Here is a 1,517-nt window from a genome sequence, read left to right as displayed (position 1 = left end):
CCTGGCGGAACAACTGGTACACCAGCGGTGCGTCCATCCCGGTCCTCTCGTACTAAGGACAGCTCCTCTCAAATTTCCTACGCCCGCGACGGATAGGGACCGAACTGTCTCACGACGTTCTGAACCCAGCTCGCGTACCGCTTTAATGGGCGAACAGCCCAACCCTTGGGACCGACTACAGCCCCAGGATGCGATGAGCCGACATCGAGGTGCCAAACCTCCCCGTCGATGTGGACTCTTGGGGGAGATAAGCCTGTTATCCCCGGGGTAGCTTTTATCCGTTGAGCGATGGCCCTTCCATTCGGAACCACCGGATCACTAAGCCCGACTTTCGTCCCTGCTCGACTTGTAGGTCTCGCAGTCAAGCTCCCTTCTGCCTTTACACTCTTCGAATGATTTCCAACCATTCTGAGGGAACCTTTGGGCGCCTCCGTTACGCTTTGGGAGGCGACCGCCCCAGTCAAACTGCCCACCTGACACTGTCTCCCACCCCGATCAGGGGTGCGGGTTAGAATCTCAGTACGACAAGGGTGGTATCCCAACGGCGACTCCACCTAGACTGGCGTCCAGGCTTCTCAGTCTCCCACCTATGCTGTACATGTCGCACCAACATTCAATATCAGGCTGCAGTAAAGCTCCACGGGGTCTTTCCGTCCTGTCGCGGGTAACCTGCATCTTCACAGGTACTATGATTTCACCGGGTCTCTCGTTGAGACAGTGCCCAAGTCGTTACACCTTTCGTGCGGGTCGGAACTTACCCGACAAGGAATTTCGCTACCTTAGGACCGTTATAGTTACGGCCGCCGTTTACTGGGGCTTCGGTTCGCACCTTCGCTTGCGCTAAGCGCTCCCCTTAACCTTCCAGCACCGGGCAGGTGTCAGCCCCTATACTTCGCCTTACGGCTTCGCAGAGACCTGTGTTTTTGATAAACAGTCGCTTGGGCCTTTTCACTGCGGCTCCCCTGGGCTCATCACCCGAGGGAGCACCCCTTCTCCCGAAGTTACGGGGTCATTTTGCCGAGTTCCTTAACGAGAGTTCTCCCGCGCACCTTAGGATTCTCTCCTCGCCTACCTGTGTCGGTTTGCGGTACGGGCACCTCTCACCTCGCTAGAGGCTTTTCTTGGCAGTGTGGAATCAGGCACTTCGGTACTTTATTTCCCTCGCCATCACAGCTCAGCCTACTCAAGCGGATTTGCCTACTTGAGGCGCCTAACTGCTTGGACGCGCACAACCAGTCGCGCGCTGACCCTATCCTCCTGCGTCCCCCCATTGCTCAAACGGTGAGGAGGTGGTACAGGAATATCAACCTGTTGTCCATCGCCTACGCCTTTCGGCCTCGGCTTAGGTCCCGACTAACCCTGAGCGGACGAGCCTTCCTCAGGAAACCTTAGGCTTTCGGTGCAGAGGATTCTCACCTCTGTTTTCGCTACTCACACCGGCATTCTCACTTCTAAGCGCTCCACTAGTCCTTCCGGTCTAGCTTCGACGCCCTTAGAACGCTCCCCTACCGACGACG

General features: G+C 56.9%; 1 rRNA gene. It reads right to left on the bottom strand.

Going from position 1 to position 1,517, the window contains the following annotated elements:
• A 23S ribosomal RNA gene (locus K1I44_RS14940) occupies window positions 1-1,517 on the bottom strand; the annotation flags it as partial.

It is taken from the genome of Anoxybacillus sp. ST4, from assembly GCF_019448545.1.
Lineage (GTDB): Bacteria > Bacillota > Bacilli > Bacillales > Anoxybacillaceae > Anoxybacillus > Anoxybacillus pushchinoensis.
The sequence above is the reverse complement of the archived record's forward strand: the minus strand, read 5'-3'. Positions and strand labels throughout refer to the sequence as shown.